Origin of the sequence: Fibrobacter succinogenes subsp. succinogenes S85, assembly GCF_000146505.1 — a bacterium.
Lineage (GTDB): Bacteria > Fibrobacterota > Fibrobacteria > Fibrobacterales > Fibrobacteraceae > Fibrobacter > Fibrobacter succinogenes.
The window spans coordinates 3,742,578-3,758,879 of sequence record NC_017448.1 but is presented as its reverse complement, the minus strand read 5'-3'; the positions used below and the strand labels follow the sequence as shown (position 1 = coordinate 3,758,879).

The following is a 16,302-nucleotide window of genomic DNA, read 5'->3' as shown; positions in this document are numbered from 1 at the left end:
AACACTCAATGAATGAAAATATTTACAAAGTTCTTATTAGATGCTTTACATATAATCAATCCGATTTTATTCTTGATGCATTGAATGGTTTTATAATGCAAAAAACGAAATTCCCGTATTTGATAGCAATTGTTGATGATGCTTCAACCGATGGCGAACAAAATGTAATTCAAAATTATATTTCTGAAAATTTCAACTTGAATTATTCTAAAGATGAGGAGTATGCAAAAATTACATGTGCTCAACATAAAGACAACTTGAATTGTTTTATTATTTTTTTTGCTCTTAAATTTAATCATTATAAAAATAAGATTGGATTTAAAAGAGTTGAATATTTGAAAGAATGGATTGAAAAATCAGAATATATGGCTTTTTGTGAAGGTGATGATTATTGGACTGATGAACTTAAATTGCAGACACAAGTAGAATTCCTTGATGCACACCGAGAGTACATGGCTTGTTTTCATAATGCTACGATAAAATGGGAAGGCCAAAATCGTCCCGATGAGATGATGTGTGACTTTAAAACTGGTGATTTTAGTACTGCAAAAATTTTTGAAAAATGGCAATTACCTTTAGCATCGCTTCTTATTCGAAAAGAAGTGGATTCATCTGATAGCTATAAAAAACTGATTGCTGAGTTTAGGGGTGGCTTTTGCCATTTTATTGCTGCATCCCTTATCGGCAAAGTATACGGTTTTTCCAATTGTTGGTCTGTCTATAGAAAGAATGCTGGTGGCATATCAAATTCAATGAGTTATGGTTTATGCAGCTTTTTAAATGTAAGGTATGCTATTGCATCTGGAGATCGTGATGCGCTAGAAGTCATGCTTAAAAGAATTCATTTTGCTTCAATTTTTGTTGCTTATATAAAGGGGGATATCTATGCTAAAAAATTACTTTCGCTCGTAAGAAAAGACAGGCTTTTTTTACTTATCAAGGAATTTATTCAATTTGTGCTTGTATGGTTGCCTAAAATGGTGATAAAAAAGCTTTTTAGATTTATTGATAGAGTATTAAATAGAAATCTTCTTCTTTTTTTGTGCATTATTATAGGATTATTTGGATTTAATCAACTATTTCCATCCGTTTTAAAGTCGTATTATGAGAAAACCTTTACTCCCTTAAATGTTTCTGACGAGGTCGCTTTTGAAAGTTTATTGCGGAATAACGTGTATGACGTTATCGACAGGGAATCCTGGTCAAAGCACCCCTTGGCAGGAACGGGTTCTTTGATAAAAAGATTACGTAGCAAAGTGCCTGTATGGGAGTATGGCGAGTATGGATTATTACTTCATTATGCATTTTCTTATGCTAAAAACAAAAATGATGCCGCATTATTAGCTCTAATAAAACAGAAATTTGACAATGCACTTGAAAACGAGTTCCGAGTTAAACGAAGTGATCAAATTGCATATGGAAATGTGGCCTTGGATTTGTTTGATATGTATCATGATGACAAATACAGAACTTTTGCAACGGAAATATCCCAGATGGTGAAAGAAGCTGTGCAACGTGATGGGCTGTTTTTGTATAGAGAAGGTTCAAAAGAACAACATGTTGACGCTATAGGACTCACTGTACCGTTCCTCGTCAATTACTCTAAAGTTTTTAACGATTCTGTAATTTATCAAGTTGCATACGATATGGTTAATGACTATGTTAAGTTTGGTGTTGATTACTTGACAGGAATCCCCGCTCAAACATATGACCTCACAACCCACGTTAAGTTGAATCATGCAAATTGGGGGCGTGGCATTTCGTGGTTCTTGTTGGGGACTCAGGAGGTTGAACTACAAAACGAGAATGAAAAAAAAACGTTTACAAATATTAGACAGTGTATTGCTTTCAAGCCCAAAGCGTTTGTATAATCATTATTTTATGCAAGGCGACGAGGTTGATATGTCAGCTACGATTCCTGTATTATACCATCTTGTATTAAAAGGAAAAAATGATTTTTCTAAAAAAGAGTATGTCAACCTGATTGCCCAATATTATGATTCAGATGGTTATTTAGGTTTTTGTTCAACATCGATTTCATTTCCCCATAAGAAAGTTGGGAAACTTCAGACTAATTTGATGAGCATGGGGGTGTCCCTATATATGTTGACCCTATTTTGATTTCAATTATTCTATTTTTTCGCTATGCCTACTGCAAAAACTGTTACAACTAATTTTTTTTGGCGATTCTTCGAACGTTGCGGAGCTCAATTCGTAGCGTTCTTTGTTTCTATAATTCTTGCTCGACTGCTGGATCCTGCGGTTTACGGTGAAATTGCTCTTATAACTGTATTCACTTGCATATTGCAGGTTTTTGTTGATAGCGGGCTTGGATCAGCTCTTATCCAAAAGAAAAATGCGGACGACTTGGACTTCTCGTCCGTATTTTATTTCAATATTGCTGTTTGTTTGGCTATGTATGGAGTTATGTTTTTTGCAGCCCCGTTTATCGCTGATTTTTATCATATTCCTCACTTAACGCCAGTCATTCGAGTGCTCAGCTTAACTTTGGTAGTTTCTGGTGTTCGAAACATTCAACAATCTTATGTTTCAAAGAATTTGATATTCAAGAAGTTTTTCTTTGCAACAATCGGTGCAACTCTATGTTCTGCTGTTGTTGGAGTGGCTATGGCTTATATGGGCTATGGCGTTTGGGCGCTTGTAGGCCAACAACTTACAAACGTTACCATGGGGACGATTATTCTTTGGTCCACCGTCAAATGGCGACCGAAATTAAAGTTTTCTTTACGTCGTTTAAAAGGGTTGTTTAACTATGGTTGGAAGTTGCTTGCGTCGGCTTTGCTTGACACTGGATACGGTCAGTTGCGCCAGCTGATTATTGGCCGAATTTATACAGCAAAAGATCTTGCTTTTTACAATCAGGGGCATCACTTACCTAATTTGATTGTGTCTAATATAAACACTTCCATCGACAGCGTTTTGCTCCCAGCAATGTCTGCAGAACAAGATGATAAAAATCGCGTTCGAGCTATGACTCGTCGCGCGATCAGTATTAGTACATTCATCATGATGCCTATGATGATGGGATTAGCGGTTTGTGCTGAACCGTTAGTTCGACTTGTACTTACGGAAAAATGGTTGCCGTGTGTGCCGTTTTTAAGAATATATTGTTTTACGTTTTCTTTTTGGCCTGTCCATACCGCAAATCTCAATGCCATCAAAGCTCTTGGACGGAGCGATCTTTTCCTTAAACTTGAAATCATGAAAAAAATAATTGGTTTGACTGCGGTGCTTATTACCATGAATATTAGTGTAATGGCGATGGCCTATAGTCTTCTTGTTACAAATGTGATTAGCCAAATTATCAACAGTTTGCCAAATAAAAAGCTTCTTGCGTACGACTATCTAGCTCAGTTAAAAGATATGTTCCCGCAAATAGCCTTATCTTGCATTATGGGTGGTTGTGTTTATAGCATTCAGTTTGCTGGTTTCAACGATGTTCTTACTTTGGTACTACAAATAGTTGCAGGAATCGTTATTTATACGCTTCTATCAAAGCTTTTTAAAATAGAAAGTTTTGATTATATTTTTAATACAATTTTGAAAGTTTTGAACCGCAAAAAGTAATTCTTTTTCTAAATTTGTCGGAAAATAAGGATATTTATGTCTGACAAAATTATTACAGTCACCTCTCCGCTCCTCCCATCATTGGACGAATTTGAACCGCTACTCAGGGACATTTGGGAACGCAAGTGGCTCACAAATAATGGGTATTATCACAAACAGCTTGAAGCTGCTCTCGCAGAGTATCTCGGAGTAGAATACATCAGCTTGTTTACTAATGGAACACTTCCGCTCATCACTGCACTTCAAGCGATGCGTATCACGGGCGAAGTGATAACGACCCCGTATAGCTTTGTGGCGACAACGCACTCCATCTGGTGGAATGGCCTCACTCCAGTATTTGTTGATGTTGATCCCGCGACAGGCAACCTCGATCCGCAGAAGATTGAAGAGGCTATTACACCGAAAACGACTGCAATTATGCCCGTGCATGTGTACGGCAATCCTTGCGATATTGAAGCTATTCAGGAAATCGCAGACCGTTATGGTCTTGCCGTCATTTATGATGCAGCGCATGCCTTTAATGTGAAGGTAAACGGCCGCACCATCCTTGATGCGGGAGACATGAATACGCTCAGTTTCCATGCAACCAAAACGTACAATACGGTTGAAGGCGGAGCGCTCATCTGCCATGACGCACGCACTAAAAAGCGTATTGACTACCTGAAAAACTTTGGCTTTGCAGGAGAAACGACTGTGGTTGCTCCGGGAATCAACAGCAAGATGGACGAAATCCGTTCCGCCTATGGTCTTTGCAACTTGAAGCATATTGACAACGCGATTGCTGCTCGCAAACAGGTTGCACAAAAGTATCGTGCAGCACTAGCGAATATTCCCGGTATCTCAATGTTCGCAGAACGCGATGATGTTACTTACAACTACTCGTATTTCCCGATTTTCGTGAACGAAAAAGAATACGGTATCAGTCGTGATTCTCTCTATGAAAAAATGAAAGAACACAACGTTCTCGGTCGCCGCTATTTCTATCCGTTGATATCAAGTTTCGCAATTTATCGCGGATTGCCATCTGCAACTAAGGAAAACCTCCCTGTGGCAACTCGCATGGCTGATGAAGTCATTTGTTTGCCTATGCATGCGGGACTTACGGACGAAGATGTCAATAGAGTATTGTCATTAATCAAGAAAGAATTTTAAAAAAAAGGAACCCCTACTATGAATAGCATGGAAAAAACAAGAGCTTTCCTCCAGTCCATCGGTATGCCGAAGGGCGATGCCTATGATTTGCCTACATCTCAGAAGCGTTTTTCTGATGGCGGTCAGTACCGTTTTGAAGTTCCGGGCATCCAGGGGCCTAAGGTCATGGAAGCTCTTCTTGAAGCCATGGACAAGTATGGAATTTGGCTGCACCGCGTGACTCAGACCAAGGGCATTATGATGCTTGCCGATCAGGATATTATGCAGATGGTCAACTTGGCAAAGAAGGCTGAGGTGGAACTGATTCTTGCCATCGGTCCTCGCGCAACAACGGATACGAGTGCATCCGTGAATACGCCGGAAGGTGTTCGCATGGGTTATCGTCTGCGTGGTCAGGAACAGATTGTGCGTGCTATCGAAGATGTGAAGCGTGCTGCCGCCTTTGGCTGTAGGTCCTTTCTTGTGTATGATGAAGGCTGCCTTTGGGTGCTTAATGAAGCCCGCAAGGTCGGTGAAATCCCCGCTGATTGCCGTTTCAAGGTGTCTGCTCATGCCGGCCATGGTAACCCCTGTTCCGCCAAGCTTCTTGAATCTATCGGTGCCAATTCTGTGAACCCAGTCCGCGATATTCAGCTGCAGATGCTTGCTGCGATGCGTCAGGCTATTGATATTCCTATTGATATTCATACAGAAAACCCAAAGTCTACGGGTGGCTTCATCCGTCACTACGAAGTTCCTGAAATGATTCGAATCGCATCTCCGATTTACCTCAAAACAGGTGGTTCTGTCGCGCAAACCCATAGTTGGGATAGCACTGAAGATGACGCAAAGAAGCGTGCCAAGCAGGTTACGCTTGTTAAGCGTATGATAGATTGCTATTATCCCGAAGCAATTCAGTCTCCCAAAGGAAATGCTTAATTAGAAGATTGGTCTTTCTCGCATGAATGAACAAAAGTTAGCCATTGTTTTAGGCGGAACATCGCCTCACGTACTTCTTGTAAACAAACTGAAGGAACGAGGTTATTATGTTCTATTGATTGATTATCTAGAAAATCCCCCAGCAAAAAAAGTGGCTGACGAACACTTGCGAGAAAGCACCTTAGATCAAGACAAGGTTCTTGAAATAGCGAAAGAGCGTAAGGCAGACTTGGTCATTAGTACGTGTATTGACCAGGCGAATAGCGTGTGTTGCTATGTTGCTGAAAAACTAGGCTTGCCTCATCCCTATAGCTATAAGACATCGCTTGAAGTGACCGATAAGGGACTGATGAAACGGATTTTCGTTGAGAACGGAATTCCGACCTCTAATTATACAACGACAGAATCCGTAGATTCTATAGATTGGAATCTGGTTCAGTATCCAGCAGTTGTCAAGCCGGTTGATTGCAACAGTTCTAAAGGTGTTCGACGAGTAGACTCCGATGAAGAAACCCGTTTACGGGTTGCGGAAGCAATTGAGATGAGTCGAACAAAAACAGCGATTATTGAGGGGTTCAATAGCGGTGCTGAAATCCAGGTTGATTGCGTCTCAACGCAGTCGGGCGTAAAGGTCATGATGACTCGCCAAAAACAGAAAATCGCATCTGATGGTAATGATATGGTCCTGCAGTCTTATAGCTCTGTTTTTCCTGCTCCACTATCGGATGAATTCAAACGTCAAGCACAAGAAATTGCAGAAAAAATCGCCAATGCGTTTAAATTAGAGAACACGCCGTTCTTCTATCAGGCCATCGTTACAGAAACAGGAATCAAGGTCCTGGAATTTGCGCCAAGAATTGGTGGCGGCTTGAGCTACCATGTGTTAAAATCGTTTGGCGATTATGACGCTGTGGAATGCGCGATAGACTCATTCCTTGGGAAAACTATAGTTGTTGAACCGAAGGAACAAACACGGTTTCATTCTACGAATCTCCTCTATATGCGACCGGGAGTATTTGATTCCGTCGTTGGACTGGAAGAACTGCATCAAAAAGGTTTTGTTACGGATTGTTTTGTGATGAAGTCTAAAGGATGCAAAATTGACAGCGATATGAGAAGTTCTAATCGTGTTGCTGCGTTTATTGTAGAAGGCGAATCATACGAAGAACTAAAACAGAAGGCGAGAAAAACCTTTGCTTCAGTTGAAATTCGCGATATCCAAGGGAATGACTTGCTTAATAGAGAAATTTATTCAAATCTATAAACGGTTTAATAATGAAACATCATCAGTATAATCCGAATTTCAAGTTTGTAAAAGAACCGGTCGATTTCAACAAGTATACGGACCGTAGTCTTTTGCAATATTGCCTGGGGGCCACTATGTATATGCCTGGCACCAAGGATTTTGCACAGGCGATTATCGATAAGAAGTATCCTGGTCTCACCTCCATGGTGATGTGCTTCGAAGATGCCTGCAAAGAAGAAGACGTGCCTGCTGCGGAAATCAATTCTATCCATGTGTTGGACACTCTTGCGGAATGTGAAAAAAATGGAACGCTGAAATACGAAGATATTCCGCTAATTTTCTTCCGGGTTCGTTCCGTTGAACAGTTTAAGCATTTTGCTGCGATGCTTGAGCCTCGTCACATTCGGTATCTTTGCGGGTTTAATTTTCCGAAATTCAATAGCTTGACATCCGCTCCTTATATGGAACACCTTGTTGAACTCAATGCCAAGTTTGGTGAGATTATATATGGCATGCCCATTATTGAAGATGCGCGAGTCGCGTTCAAGGAAAGCCGCGCTCAGGAACTGATGGCTATCAAACAGGAATGCGACAAACATAAAGACCTGATTTTGAATATTCGCGTGGGCGGTACGGATTTCTCGTCGTGCTTTGGTGTCCGTAGAGGAATCAACTATACGATTTACGATGTGATGACTGTTCGTGATTGCTTGATGGATATTTTGAACTTCTTTACCCGTAACAACGATTATACAGTTTCTGGACCGGTGTGGGAATATTTCCGTGTAAACAAGCGTATGAAGTTTTGCGATCTGCCGAAGGTTGACATCCAAGATACGTTGCTGAAACGTTCGCCGGTGGTAAATGATGCGGTTGATGGCTTGATGCGCGAACTTATTCTGGACCAGGCGAATGGTTTTATGGGCAAGACATGTATCCATCCGACCCACTTGAACTTCATCAATGGCATGCTTGCTGTTACGCAAGATGAATACAATGACGCCTACCAGATTTTGCATACTTCCGGTGGGGTGATTAAGGGCAGCAAGGGCATGAACGAAATCAAGCCTCATACCAACTGGGCGACAAAGATTTCAATGCGTGCCGAAGCCTATGGCGTAATAGAGTCTGAAAAGAGTTATCTGGAATTATTCGGTGTATAATCATTATAGTGCAAAATTGGAATTCATAAGATGAAAATTGTTCGTAGAATTAAAGATTTGATGAATAAAGCTAAGTGGAACATATTTCCTACTTATATGGCAGATCGCTTATACAATAATGCTAAGAAAAAAAAGATTGTTTGGTGGGGCCAACGAGATTGTTTTTCCGATATAGAGGATAACTGTAAGATATTCTTGAGTAAGGAGCAGTTGGATGATTCTGCATATAGAAAATCTGTTATTCGAGATATCATACTGTCTTATAGAAAGTATGGAATGACGGCTAATGAATACTTTTCATATGGATTCCCAAAGAAAAATGCATATGAACGAAATAAATATATTTCACGTATGCGAAAAGATAAACTTTGCATGGAAGCAATTGGAAAAAATTGGAAGGATGCTTTAGCGCAATTAAAAGACAAAAATATTTTCTATTCAATTGCAGGTCAGTTCTTTAAACGGAAAGCTTGTAAAGTAGATAGTGAGGATGATAGGTCTAATTTTAAACTTTTTTGTCAAGGACTTGATCGTTTTATAGCAAAACCAAGCAAGGGGGCTTGTGGCAAAGGCGTTGAAATTATCTCGTTGTTGGAAAAGAGTGCTGATGAGGTTTTTGACTACTTGCGCTCTAATGGCTCATATATCGTAGAAGAACTTGTCAAACAAGATGCTAGAATGGCCGAGTGGAACGAATCCAGTGTCAATACAATTCGTTATTTTTCTTTTCGAAAGGGCTCTGATTTTTCAACAATGGTTTCCGTGTTACGAGTAGGGCGAAAAGGAAGTGTCGTTGACAATGCTGGTTGCGGTGGCGTTTTTGCAGCGATAGATTCGAATACTGGTATCATCATAACTGATGGTCATGATGAATTAGGCCGAGTTTTCAAGGAACACCCAGAAAGTAATAAAGTATTTAAAGGATATAAAATTCCTGAATGGGAATCTTTAAAAAAATTTGCACAAGAAGTTCATAAGTCATTGCCTGAATGTCATAAATATATTGGTTTTGATTTTGCTTTGTCTACTCAGGGATGGGTGCTAATCGAAGGAAATTGGGGTGATATAATTATGCCTCAGATTTCTCTCGGTCGTGGTTTTTATGATGAATTCAAAGAGGCGATACTAAAGTGAATTTACTATTTTGTGGAGATATTGTTCCTGGGGGGGGGGGCTCTCCTATCAAGATTCCTTTATAACCAAGGAATTATTGGAGTATATGTCTACATTTGATTTTAGAATAGGAACTTTAGAATGTGCGATTGGCAATCATTTTGCTTATGATGAACGAAAAATGGCGAAGACAAAAGCGATTGTTTACGCTCGAGACGAAGACCTTGCAAAATTACAAGAAATGAACATAAATCTTGTCACTTTAGCCAATAATCATTTTTCAGATTTAGGCTTGGAAGGGATGGTTCATACAATTGAACTCTTGTCTCAAAAGGGGATTCTTTTTTGCGGAGCTGGGAAAAACTTTTCAGAAGCGCGTAAGCCAGCTGTAATTAAGAAAGACGGACAGGTGGTGGCATTTATAGGATGCTGTTTCCATGGCTTTGCTCCTATGATTTTTCATCCTGCGACAGATACAGAATTTGGCATTTATCAGACGACCATTGAGGAAATTCAACAAAACATCTCAGAACTAAAAAAAAGTTATGACAAAGTGGTTGTTCTACCTCATTGGGCGGAAGAACATGTTTTTATCCCTCCTTCATACTGCTATGAATATGCAAAAAAAATGATTGATGCAGGGGCTGATGCGATAATAGGAAGTCATCCGCATGTTATTAATCCACACACGAAATATAAAGGAAAAGATATTTTTTTCAGTTTAGGAAACTTCCTTTTTCCTGATATTTGTATGGATGTTCCAAGGCCAATGTTTTATCCAGCTTCTCTAAATGGATTAGAGAAAATATGGGCTTATCCGAAAAAGGTCGAAAATAAATCTCTTGTTATTTGGAAAAGCTTTAATAGAATTGGTATGATTGCAGAAATACAGATTGATCATAAGATTAAATCAAGATACACTTTTGTAAGCTTATCGCCTAACAACATTCTTGGATTGTATTATTCCTTTTTGCTTAAACTGCATATGTCTTTTTGTGGATTTTTAGTTAAAGCTCCTTTTTATGGAGTAATCCGTAAGCTGTATAATCATCGAATGAATGTAATTCGTCGCCTTATGATAAAGCAAATGTCGTTAAATGTACCTGTAAATATTTGATATGACACAAAGATCTTATATTTTTTTCTAAACTCGATGCATGTTATTTGTTAAAAGTTTAAAATTACGGATTGAAATTTTGTGAGAATCAAATGACTGATAACTTCTTGAAAAATTTGATAAAACAATCAAAGGATTCCATTCCAGGAAAGGTTTTTACTCAGGCGAAGAATTGTTTTATCGATTTTCTTGCATGCACTTTGGCTGGAGCGAAAGCTTTTTACGAAAAAGATCTCGCTTATATAGATTCTTTGGAATTCGGTAATGGAGCTTCTTCGGTTATTGGTTTGCCTCCCAAATGTTCCCTACAGACGGCGGCATTGATAAACGGAATGAACTCGCATGTTATGGAATTAGATGACGGTCATCGCAAGGGGGCGGTGCATGTTGGAGGAACTATTTTCTCGGCCCTGCTTCCTGTTGCTGAAAAAGAAAAAATATCCATGCAAGATTTCTTGTATGGAGCCATTATTGGTTATGAAACGACGATTCGCTTGGCTTGTGCGGTACAACCGGGAAACAAATTACGTGGATATCACGCCACGGGCACATGTGGAACGGTTGGGGCAACTATGGCCATTGCTGCGGCACTTCATTTTGATTTTGAACAGATGAAGTCCGCTTTTTCTGCCGCGGTAACGTCCGCTGCCGGGGTGCTTGAAATGCAGGAGGATAATGCTGACTTAAAACCGTTGAATGTTGGTAGAGCGGCGATGGATGCCGTTTCTGCTGCATATCTTGGTAAAGCTCGATTTAAAGCGCCCAATGATGCTCTTGGTGGCAAGCGTGGCTTTTTGGCTGTGATGACTGATGAAGCAAAGATATCTTTTTTGAAGGACTTTGAAAATGATTCTTTCAGCATCATGTCTATTTACAACAAGCCTTATGCCTCTTGTCGACATACACATCCGGCAATTGAAGCCGCAATGAAAATTCGTCAGCAACCAGGTTTTTTATTGGATGAAGTAGAATCTGTTTGTGTTCATACATATAAGCTTGCGGTCGCGGGGCATGACCATAAACTAGTGGATGGCGTAAATTCCGCAAAAATGAGTATGCCATATAGTGTTGCAGTAGCTCTGTTTACGGGAAATGCTGGGCTTAACGAGTTTTCGAAGGCTAATGTCGCGGATCAGCGGATTCTTGATATTGCCCAAAAAATAGATGTTGTGGCGGATGATGAGTTTACTGCGCTCTGCCCACAACGCCGTGCTGCTTTAGTTGATGTAAAAACGAAAACGGGGCTGTTTTCCGCAAGGATTGATTATCCCAAGGGCGAACCGGAAAATCCGCTGACCCCAGAAGAATTTCGGCAGAAAATCGAGGGCTTGATGTCTTTTGCTGGATATAGCAAGGATGTTTGTGAGAAGCTGATTGATATTGTTTATCGTCCTGAGTTTACTATTGACGAGGTTATAAATCTGTTATGATAGAACTGACAACTCCATTTAGCGAAGAAGATATTGCCAAGCTCAAAGTTGGTGATGTTGTTTCTATTTCCGGTTACATTTATACAGGGCGCGATGCCGTTTTGCCTAAAATTGTGAAACATGCCGAAGAAGGGACTCTTTCTGAAGTTGGTGTTGATTTACAAGGGCAGGTGATTTTCCATACGGCGGTGAGTCCAGCGGGCGTGGGTCCCACCTCCAGTAACAAGTTGGAAATTGAAAGCAGCTTTGAACCTCTTTCTCGCCATGGTATCAAGATGCACTTAGGTAAGGGCGCCATCAAGCCAGAGACGGTTAAGGCCTTGGCTGAAAATAATGCCGTTTTTGCGGTGATTCCTCCGGTTACGGCTTTGCTGGAAAGCCAGACAGAAGAACGAGAAGTTGTCTGCTATCCCGAACTTGGGATGGAAGCGCTTCACCGAATAAAGGTTAACAAGTATCAGGCAATCATTGCAGCTGCAAAGGGTGAGAGTATTTACTAGTATGACTGAAATCGTAAAAAAAAAGCCTCGTTCGTCGAATATTGAACTGTATCGCATTTTAGTGATGCTATCAATCGTGGCTCATCATTATGTGGTTAATTCAGGCTTGATGAATGCCGATGGTCCCTTGTTTGCAAATCCTACTAGTACAAATTCTATTTTTTATTTGATTCTTGGTATGTGGGGGAAAACCGGTATTAATTGTTTTGTGTTAATAACTGGCTTTTTTATGTGCTTTTCAAATATATCTTTGAGAAAATACTTGAAATTATATCTAGAGGTAAAATTTTACAGGTATATAATATTGTTTGTCTTTGCATGCGTTGGGATGACTGCTATATCTGGTGGGGCCTTGTTAAAACGCTTACTTCCTTTTTCTAGTATTACAGATTCGTTCACAAATGCGTTTATGGCTTTTTTCTTGTTTATACCGTTCTTAAACATACTAATAAAGGGAATGGATAAAACAAAGCATCTTTTATTATTGATTCTTTGCATTACTATTTATTCTGGTTTCTATCAAATTCCGGGATTGCATCTGCATTATAATTATTTATCGTGGTTTATTATACTATACATTTTAGGCTCGTATATTCGCATTTACGGGCTGTTTAGAAACGAAAACGTAATGTTCTGGGGGGGGGCGTTTGTGTCAATAATCCTGTCTATAGGGTCTGTTTTTGTGTGTCTAAGGCTGAATTTGCCAGTGTATGCGTTTGTAGGAGAATCCTTGGCTTTCATGTCTATAATAACTTCAGTTTCCCTGTTTATGTTCTTTAAAAATTTGAGAATCGGCTATTCTAGAATAATCAATATAATTGGAGCCTCGACTTTTGGTGTGTTCCTGATTCATACTAGTGGTGATGAAATGCGACATTGGTTATGGTATGATTTTATTGACGTTGTTGGACATTATGACGCACCCTCTTATGCATTATATGCTATAGGTAGTATTCTTGCTATATTCCTAACCTGTAGTATAATTGATATTTGCCGTATTTATGTATTGGAAAAGCCGCTATTCAATTTTTTAGATAAAAAATTAGGGGATAAGCAAATTTATACAGGAAAGGTGCTATAACATTTGGGTGGTGAATTATGACAGATATTGAACAGAAAGTTTGTGAATGTTTGATACAAGCTGGATCTACCTTTAGGGAAGACCAGAAAGAAGCGTATCGCAGGGCTATTGCTAAAGAGCCGGGAACGAATAGCTGTTGGGTGATGCAGCAGGTTTTAGATAATGCTTTGGTTGCCGAAAAGAATCGTGGGCCTTTGTGCGACGATACCGGCATTCCACATATCTTTATTGAGGTTGGTCCGAATCGTCAGGTTACTGGAGATGTTTTGGCTCAGATTCACGCTGGTATTGAGGCTGGACTTCGCAAGTTGCCAGGACGCCCCATGGCGATTTTGGGCGACGATTATCACCGTATTGATCAATCAGGCGGTTTGAATCCTGATTCTGGCGCTTTGGCTCCGTCTCCGATTCTGATCAAGCCGGTCGAAGAAGATGTTTTGCGTTTGACTATTTTGATGCTTGGTGGTGGTCCAGCTATTCGTGGGATTACGCAGCGCGTGTTTCACAAGCATAGCGTGCAAGTGGTGATTGATGAAATTGTCGCTCGTGCGATTCCGGCTGTATCGCAGTTAGGCTGCTCTCCGTGTACATTGGCTGTTGGTATTGGACGATCGCAGTTTGAAGCAACGTCTATGATGATGGAAGCAATGGCCAAGGGCAATTACGACTTCCAGTCTGAATTTGAAAAGACGATCACGGAAAGGGTGAACGAATCCAATGTAGGTGCTTTAGGGCTTGGTGGCAAGACTAGCGTGCTTGCAACGTTTGCAAAAGTTGGCCCGCAGCGTGCGAGTGGTGTTAGGATTGTTGCCTTACGTCCCTGCTGTTGTTTTGAACCGCGAAGGGCAACTGTGGAGCTGTAAACAAAGATGTCGGAAACAAAACAATATAATTACTGTTTGGATTTTATAAAAGGAATTGCGTGTATTTGCGTAGTTTTTATGCATTGCGAGTTCCCTGGATTGTTGGGAACGGTAGTCCAAGCTGTAAGCCGTTTTTGTGTTCCGCTATTTTTTATGGTTTCTGGTTATTTCTGCTATTTTATTTCAGCAAATCCTGAGAAAATAAATAGCAATATGGCGAGAAAAATAAAGCATGTGGGCAAAATAACCTTGTATGCATGTGTTGCCTATGTTTTATTTGACTTTGTTCAATATTTTGTATTTGGCAAATCTGTGTTTTATTTTAGCAAAGGCGCTTTACTTAACTTGCTCCTTTTTAATCAGCCGTTTGTCGTTGCGGGACAATACTGGTTTTTATTTGCTTTGTTGTATGATTATGTTTTATTCGCTCTTGTTTTAAGAGTACATAAAATTAAGAGTATCTATGTTGTTGCAACGATTATGATTTTTGTTTATATACTTCTAGCTCAAGGCATGCATCTTGCAGGAATAAAAATTCCAAATATGTACTATAGAAATTTTTTTGTTGAGGGTTTGTGTTTCTTTACGATGGGAAACTGGATACATGCTTATAAAAGTAAACTGAAATTTACACGGGGGGGGGTAATGGCTATCGCCATTGTATGTACTGTATTATGCTTGTTAGAGAGATTTTTGATGGGGCGAGATTTTGGTGTGAACATAGTTACTTTTCCCCAAGTATTTTGTCTATTTCTCTATGCTGTAAACAATCCAAATAAACATGCTGGGGTTCTTCAAATAATAGGAAAACGATACTCTATGTTCGTGTATATTATTCATCCAATTGTTTGGCATACTATGGAGCATGTTTATGAACTTTGCGGTGTTGCGTCTAATGTAGTTGCGTTGTATGTTTTGCCTTTAATTGTTGTTTTTATAACCTTGCTTATTTCACACATTATCTATTATGCCAAAAATTCTACACACATACCGGTACACGGGTAAACCCTGGGAAATTCTCAAGAGCGTCGTCCCTGCAGGTTTTGAAATCAAAACCCTTGATGAACCGACGCAAGAACAGCTTATCAAGGAAGCTGTTGATGCCGACTATTTTCTTGTGAGCGGACGTCTGCTCATAAATGAAGAAGTGTTGACTGCCGCAAAAAACTTGAAAATGATTCAGCGTACAGGTGTTGGTACGGAAATGCTTGACAAAGCAGCTATCAAGGCTCGAAAGATTCCCGTTTATGTGAATGCTGGTATAAATGCCCGTAGTGTGGCTGAGCATACCGTAACTTTGATTCTAAATTGTCTCAAGAACATTCCGCTGATTTCATCGAATGTCAAGAAGGGCGTTTGGAAAAAGCAGGAAACTGGAGTCTCCTGTAACGAACTCTTTGGCAAGACGGTTGCCATGGTTGGCATGGGGAACATAGGCCGCATTACGGCTGGTATTCTCCATGCTTTTGGAGCCAACATTATCTATACGGATATATTCCGCCAAAATGAAGATGTCGAAAAGACTTTGGGAATCTCTTTCCGGGCTTCATTTGACGAACTGCTGCCTGATGCGGATATTCTCTCTTTCCATTGCCCACTGACTGCGGACAATCAAAAGATTTTAAATGCGGTGGCCCTTGAAAAGATGAAGGATGGAGCCATTGTAGTGAATACGGCACGAGGCAAGCTTATTGACGAAGATGCTCTGTATAAGGCGCTTGTTTCCGGCAAGATTCGCTCTGCTGGGCTCGACGTCCACTATGAAGAACCTATGCTAGCAGATGATCCCCTAAAGACGCTTGATAATGTAATCCTTACACCGCATATTGCTGGGCTTTCCTTTGAAACCTTCCAGGGTATGATGAGAGGGGCTGTCGAAAATATTGCCGCTTTTGATAGGGGTGAATTGGATAGAATCAAAAACAAGAAATTCGTCATCTAACTATATCAAGGTTACTCATTTCGTTAATAATTCAACCACAAAGAGGCTGTAAACTAAACTGAGTCACAATCCACCCCTCTGCAGCTACCTGAATTTCGCGTTAGCCTTCGACGTTGACCACGATTGCGACCAGCATGGATACGCAGCAAGTCATCACTCCTCCCCACTACATAGAGAACCCTATACAAC

The 16,302-nt window shown here is 40.2% G+C and carries 15 protein-coding genes; all 15 read left to right on the top strand.

What is annotated here, in order from left to right:
• Nucleotides 1-8: 8 nt before the first annotated feature.
• Complete coding sequence (locus tag FSU_RS15405; RefSeq protein ID WP_014547270.1) at nucleotides 9-1,871, top strand: glycoside hydrolase family 88 protein; 1,863 nt, start codon at nucleotides 9-11, stop codon at nucleotides 1,869-1,871.
• Between the two features lie 31 nt (nucleotides 1,872-1,902).
• Nucleotides 1,903-2,121, top strand: coding sequence for a hypothetical protein (locus FSU_RS15400; protein ID WP_015732376.1), 219 nt, complete (start codon nucleotides 1,903-1,905; stop codon nucleotides 2,119-2,121).
• 24 nt (nucleotides 2,122-2,145) lie between these two features.
• Entirely contained in the window at nucleotides 2,146-3,588 is a 1,443-nt protein-coding gene (locus FSU_RS15395; protein WP_014547269.1) for a lipopolysaccharide biosynthesis protein, read from the top strand.
• Nucleotides 3,589-3,624: 36 nt separating this feature from the next.
• Nucleotides 3,625-4,740, top strand: a complete 1,116-nt coding sequence (locus FSU_RS15390; RefSeq protein ID WP_014547268.1) for a DegT/DnrJ/EryC1/StrS family aminotransferase — start codon at nucleotides 3,625-3,627, stop codon at nucleotides 4,738-4,740.
• 27 nt (nucleotides 4,741-4,767) lie between these two features.
• Nucleotides 4,768-5,658 (top strand): peptidase, encoded by an 891-nt coding sequence (locus FSU_RS15385; RefSeq protein WP_244263671.1) that lies wholly within the window; start codon nucleotides 4,768-4,770, stop codon nucleotides 5,656-5,658.
• Nucleotides 5,659-5,680: 22 nt separating this feature from the next.
• Nucleotides 5,681-6,922, top strand: coding sequence for an ATP-grasp domain-containing protein (locus FSU_RS15380; protein WP_014547266.1), 1,242 nt, complete (start codon nucleotides 5,681-5,683; stop codon nucleotides 6,920-6,922).
• A gap of 11 nt (nucleotides 6,923-6,933) precedes the next feature.
• Nucleotides 6,934-8,067: an HpcH/HpaI aldolase/citrate lyase family protein gene (locus tag FSU_RS15375; protein ID WP_014547265.1), complete on the top strand. Its 1,134-nt coding sequence runs from the start codon at nucleotides 6,934-6,936 to the stop codon at nucleotides 8,065-8,067.
• A 30-nt stretch (nucleotides 8,068-8,097) separates the two neighbouring features.
• Nucleotides 8,098-9,201, top strand: coding sequence for a sugar-transfer associated ATP-grasp domain-containing protein (locus tag FSU_RS15370; protein ID WP_015732374.1), 1,104 nt, complete (start codon nucleotides 8,098-8,100; stop codon nucleotides 9,199-9,201).
• Nucleotides 9,202-9,286: 85 nt separating this feature from the next.
• Nucleotides 9,287-10,297: a CapA family protein gene (locus tag FSU_RS15365; protein WP_157747962.1), complete on the top strand. Its 1,011-nt coding sequence runs from the start codon at nucleotides 9,287-9,289 to the stop codon at nucleotides 10,295-10,297.
• 92 nt (nucleotides 10,298-10,389) lie between these two features.
• On the top strand, nucleotides 10,390-11,727 hold the full coding sequence (locus tag FSU_RS15360; protein ID WP_015732372.1) for an MmgE/PrpD family protein: 1,338 nt from the start codon (nucleotides 10,390-10,392) through the stop codon (nucleotides 11,725-11,727).
• A complete protein-coding gene (locus FSU_RS15355; RefSeq protein WP_014547261.1) occupies nucleotides 11,724-12,227 on the top strand; it encodes a fumarate hydratase C-terminal domain-containing protein in 504 nt (167 codons plus the stop codon). Before FSU_RS15360 ends, FSU_RS15355 begins: the two co-directional genes overlap by 4 nt.
• 1 nt (nucleotide 12,228) lies before the next feature.
• Nucleotides 12,229-13,308, top strand: coding sequence for an acyltransferase family protein (locus FSU_RS15350; protein ID WP_041917866.1), 1,080 nt, complete (start codon nucleotides 12,229-12,231; stop codon nucleotides 13,306-13,308).
• Nucleotides 13,309-13,325: 17 nt separating this feature from the next.
• Entirely contained in the window at nucleotides 13,326-14,171 is an 846-nt protein-coding gene (locus FSU_RS15345; protein WP_014547259.1) for a fumarate hydratase, read from the top strand.
• Nucleotides 14,172-14,177: 6 nt separating this feature from the next.
• The gene (locus tag FSU_RS15340; RefSeq protein WP_014547258.1) at nucleotides 14,178-15,176 is read left to right on the top strand and encodes an acyltransferase family protein; all 999 of its coding nucleotides are present in this window, start codon (nucleotides 14,178-14,180) and stop codon (nucleotides 15,174-15,176) included.
• Nucleotides 15,139-16,113, top strand: coding sequence for a 2-hydroxyacid dehydrogenase (locus tag FSU_RS15335; protein WP_014547257.1), 975 nt, complete (start codon nucleotides 15,139-15,141; stop codon nucleotides 16,111-16,113). Before FSU_RS15340 ends, FSU_RS15335 begins: the two co-directional genes overlap by 38 nt.
• Nucleotides 16,114-16,302: the final 189 nt, after the last annotated feature.

Excerpts from the sequence above, each read along its gene's own strand:
- FSU_RS15335 (WP_014547257.1), top strand. The coding sequence starts at position 15,139 with ATGCCAAAAATTCTACACACATACCGGTACACGGGTAAACCCTGGGAA.
- FSU_RS15345 (WP_014547259.1), top strand. The coding sequence starts at position 13,326 with ATGACAGATATTGAACAGAAAGTTTGTGAATGTTTGATACAAGCTGGA.
- FSU_RS15355 (WP_014547261.1), top strand. The coding sequence starts at position 11,724 with ATGATAGAACTGACAACTCCATTTAGCGAAGAAGATATTGCCAAGCTC.
- FSU_RS15385 (WP_244263671.1), top strand. The coding sequence starts at position 4,768 with ATGGAAAAAACAAGAGCTTTCCTCCAGTCCATCGGTATGCCGAAGGGC.
- FSU_RS15360 (WP_015732372.1), top strand. The coding sequence starts at position 10,390 with ATGACTGATAACTTCTTGAAAAATTTGATAAAACAATCAAAGGATTCC.
- FSU_RS15340 (WP_014547258.1), top strand. The coding sequence starts at position 14,178 with ATGTCGGAAACAAAACAATATAATTACTGTTTGGATTTTATAAAAGGA.
- FSU_RS15400 (WP_015732376.1), top strand. The coding sequence starts at position 1,903 with ATGTCAGCTACGATTCCTGTATTATACCATCTTGTATTAAAAGGAAAA.
- FSU_RS15375 (WP_014547265.1), top strand. The coding sequence starts at position 6,934 with ATGAAACATCATCAGTATAATCCGAATTTCAAGTTTGTAAAAGAACCG.
- FSU_RS15350 (WP_041917866.1), top strand. The coding sequence starts at position 12,229 with ATGACTGAAATCGTAAAAAAAAAGCCTCGTTCGTCGAATATTGAACTG.
- FSU_RS15395 (WP_014547269.1), top strand. The coding sequence starts at position 2,146 with ATGCCTACTGCAAAAACTGTTACAACTAATTTTTTTTGGCGATTCTTC.
- FSU_RS15405 (WP_014547270.1), top strand. The coding sequence starts at position 9 with ATGAATGAAAATATTTACAAAGTTCTTATTAGATGCTTTACATATAAT.
- FSU_RS15380 (WP_014547266.1), top strand. The coding sequence starts at position 5,681 with ATGAATGAACAAAAGTTAGCCATTGTTTTAGGCGGAACATCGCCTCAC.
- FSU_RS15370 (WP_015732374.1), top strand. The coding sequence starts at position 8,098 with ATGAAAATTGTTCGTAGAATTAAAGATTTGATGAATAAAGCTAAGTGG.
- FSU_RS15390 (WP_014547268.1), top strand. The coding sequence starts at position 3,625 with ATGTCTGACAAAATTATTACAGTCACCTCTCCGCTCCTCCCATCATTG.
- FSU_RS15365 (WP_157747962.1), top strand. The coding sequence starts at position 9,287 with ATGTCTACATTTGATTTTAGAATAGGAACTTTAGAATGTGCGATTGGC.